Annotated in this window: 4 protein-coding genes; 3 read left to right on the top strand and 1 reads right to left on the bottom strand. The window is 34.0% G+C overall.

What is annotated here, in order from left to right; translation table 11 throughout:
- A partial coding sequence (gene mobB / locus ACJMLH_RS04320; RefSeq protein ID WP_405275061.1) for a molybdopterin-guanine dinucleotide biosynthesis protein B occupies positions 1–849 on the bottom strand: 849 nt, incomplete at its 3' end.
- Between the two features lie 399 nt (positions 850–1248).
- Between mobB and ACJMLH_RS04315 the strand changes: the two genes are divergently transcribed.
- The 3 genes from ACJMLH_RS04315 to ACJMLH_RS04305 are packed head-to-tail and all read left to right on the top strand — an operon-like array spanning position 1249 to position 3042.
- Positions 1249–1710 (top strand): 4Fe-4S binding protein, encoded by a 462-nt coding sequence (locus ACJMLH_RS04315; protein WP_295611852.1) that lies wholly within the window; start codon positions 1249–1251, stop codon positions 1708–1710.
- Position 1711: 1 nt separating this feature from the next.
- Positions 1712–2803 (top strand): tungsten-dependent formylmethanofuran dehydrogenase subunit FwdF, encoded by a 1092-nt coding sequence (fwdF, locus tag ACJMLH_RS04310; protein ID WP_405275059.1) that lies wholly within the window; start codon positions 1712–1714, stop codon positions 2801–2803.
- A gap of 8 nt (positions 2804–2811) precedes the next feature.
- Positions 2812–3042, top strand: coding sequence for a ferredoxin family protein (locus ACJMLH_RS04305; protein WP_295611854.1), 231 nt, complete (start codon positions 2812–2814; stop codon positions 3040–3042).
- Positions 3043–3053 lie beyond the last annotated feature (11 nt).

Genomic DNA, 3053 nt, shown 5'->3' with positions numbered 1-3053 from the left:
TATTTTATCAACTTCTCCATCGGTTTTAAGTGAGTTGACCATTGCTTTTATTGAATTTGTAACAATGTCATTGGTAAATGAATTTATTACAAGAGGACTGTTGTTGATTTCAATTTCAGTAAGGCATTCTTTTGGCTTCTGTCTGCTGTTTGCATCAGGAATTATAAGTTCAACCTTTCCAATTGTGTCCACTCCATAATCTTTAAGGTTTAAGGTGTTAATAACTCCCAAAACATTTTGCTTTAGATAATCGCTAACAAATCTGTTTAAACCAACGACTTTCCCGTCAATGGACAGGTAACTGTGGGTTTTGTCCAAATCTTCAACAGTCAAACTGCCTTCCCGTATTTTTGAGGCAATAACTTCTCCATCATTGTATCCGCAATTACGGGCAAATAAAGTATCCACTATATCATGGCCCCTTTGCTCAATGAGATCAGCAAGTTCACTTACTCCTTTCTCATCAATAGCAAAGGAATCCACTTCGCAGATAGTATAATCATCTCTAACATTAGGGGATGTAATGATTTTTGGATAGTTGTAGCTTTTATACCCTTCAATAACTACAAAATCAAAGTTGCCAATATGTTTTATTAAAAATAGTATCCTGTTCAAGTCCATTTCCTGTCGTGCATTGAAAAATGTTGTTGACCCAACGCCCACAACTAAATTGGCACCGGCCTGCTTATGTTTCCAGGTATCGGTATTTTCCTTATCCATTTCAATGGAGTGATGCGAATGTTTTATGGATGCTACATTATACCCTCTTTTGGTAAGCTCTTCAATAACCTTTACAGTCAGTGAAGTTTTTCCGGTATTTTTTCTTCCGACAATTGACACTATTTTCATTTTATAATCCCCATTAATATTATATTATAAGTATTAATTAAAAATTTCTAAATGTTTTATGTGTAGTTACTACACATTTTAGGCATACCTAAAAATTTTCCTTAATTTTCGCCATTTTCATAATACTTTTTGTTAATGTTAGTAATACTAATTTTGATGAATTTTTTCAATTTTTTGTAATTTTAAGGTATATTAACGTTCTATATTAAATTTAATAATTATTAGTATTTTATTTTAGTTTAAATAATATTATTTGGAAATATTTCATATTTTGGAGTATTTTAGTTAATTTTTAAAAAAAATTTTGTGTAGTTACTACACAGTAATATATAAAGCTTGTGTCTTGAGTCTAGTAGGCAAATATATTTATATAAGAAAACATATGTGTAATCATTACACATGGTGGTTCAAATGCCGAAACATATTGCATCTGGTTTAAAATATTTGGCTGCGGTCAAGTTGAAGGATGCTGGTGAAAGTCACCAAGCAATTGCTAACGAGTTAGGAGTTGATAGATCTACCATATCACATTATTTGAATGGAAGTAACTTGTCTTGGAACTCAATCGATGTTGCAAGAACTATCACGGAACTTTCTCCTAGAGATTTCTTGAAAATGACTGAGGCTATATTTGATGAACCAGAACAGAGTCGAAAAATTGTGAATATTTGCCAAGAAAGGAATTTCGAAGTAAATGTAGAAGATTCTTGTATTGGTTGCGGCTTATGTGTAAATGCATGTTCAATGAAGGCTATTAAGTTAGAGTCATTGAAGGCACATGCAGACTCCATACAATGTTGTGGGTGTCAGTTATGTATTGATGAATGCCCAACTAATTCGATAAAAATTTTGGAGATTTAATATGATTAGAAATTTAAAAGAGGTAAAAGACAATAACTTTGACATTACAAGGTCAGCAGACGAAGTTAGAAGCTTGTCTTTCAATGACCATGTTTGTCTTGGTTGTGGTATTTGTGAGTCTACCTGTCCTGTTGAAGCAATTACCCTAAATGCAATTGCTATTGACGCTCGTGTAGGTTTTGAAACTTACTTCAGCGGACATGACAAGATTAGTCAAAATATCAAAGAAGCTCCAGATATCCAAAGAATAAGCATTGATGAAAACAAATGTGTATTATGTGGTATGTGCAGTGGATTATGTCCTGTTGATGCATTAGTATTAACTATTGACGGTACTCCAATTAAAGAAATTGAAGCATATCCTCATTATAACGCTTTCTCTGAAATCGATGACGATGAATGTATCTACTGTAAAAGATGTGAAGCCGCATGTCCTCGTGATGCAATCGTTATTGAAAGAATCTTACCAAACCGTGCTGATTTGGTAACTGGTGAAATCAATGTTGATGAAGAAGAATGTATTTACTGTGGTGTATGTCAAGAATTATGTCCTGCAGAAGCAATTGTCGTAGATCAAGTAACTGGTGAAGAATCCATCGTTATTGACAAAGACAAATGTGTTTACTGTCTAGTATGTAAAAAAGCTTGTCCTACCAACGCTATTAAAGCAATTTGTAGAGCATGTAACTACGGAGAATATGATTTAGACCCTGCAAATGCTGTTGTTAAAGGAAACTCTGTCATTGACTCAGACCTTTGTGTATACTGTGGATGGTGTGAAGGAGTATGTCCAACTGATGCAGCAAAAGTCAAAAAACCATTTGAAGGTTCTATTGAAATTGATGACGAAAAATGTCAAGCTTGTGGAGCTTGTGTAGATATCTGTCAATGTAATGCTTTAGCATTCCCAGTATCTTCAGGTCCAGGTTCTAGAATGGAACATGTAACTGCTTTCAATGACTACTGTGTACGTTGTAAAGCATGTGAAAAAGCATGTCCTAACGATGCAATTACCGTATTAAGAACTGAAGTTGACCACACTCCTATTAACTCTACTACTTGGAAAGATGCTTTAGATGCTATTAAAGATTAGGTGATTAGATGGAACTTAAAGTAAATCAAGATAATTGTTTAGGATGCGGGATTTGTGTAATTGCTTGTCCTGTTAATGCAGCTATCAGTCCTGAAAATGCTGGTGGTAGTGGTGCAAAGACTGAAGAAGTTATTATGATGGTAGAAAACGGTTTTATCAAACTTTTCAGTCCTGAAAAATGTGAATTGTGTGGAACATGTCAAATGTTTTGCCCAGTAAATGCTATATGGTTAGAATAGGGGGAAGATTA

The sequence above is a fragment of the Methanobrevibacter sp. genome, assembly GCF_045116495.1.
Taxonomy (GTDB): Archaea; Methanobacteriota; Methanobacteria; order Methanobacteriales; family Methanobacteriaceae; genus Methanocatella.
This window is presented reverse-complemented; position numbering and strand designations above follow the sequence as displayed.

Coding starts and splice junctions, on each gene's coding strand:
- ACJMLH_RS04305 (WP_295611854.1), top strand. CDS start 2,812: ATGGAACTTAAAGTAAATCAAGATAATTGTTTAGGATGCGGGATTTGT.
- ACJMLH_RS04315 (WP_295611852.1), top strand. CDS start 1,249: ATGGTGGTTCAAATGCCGAAACATATTGCATCTGGTTTAAAATATTTG.
- fwdF (WP_405275059.1), top strand. CDS start 1,712: ATGATTAGAAATTTAAAAGAGGTAAAAGACAATAACTTTGACATTACA.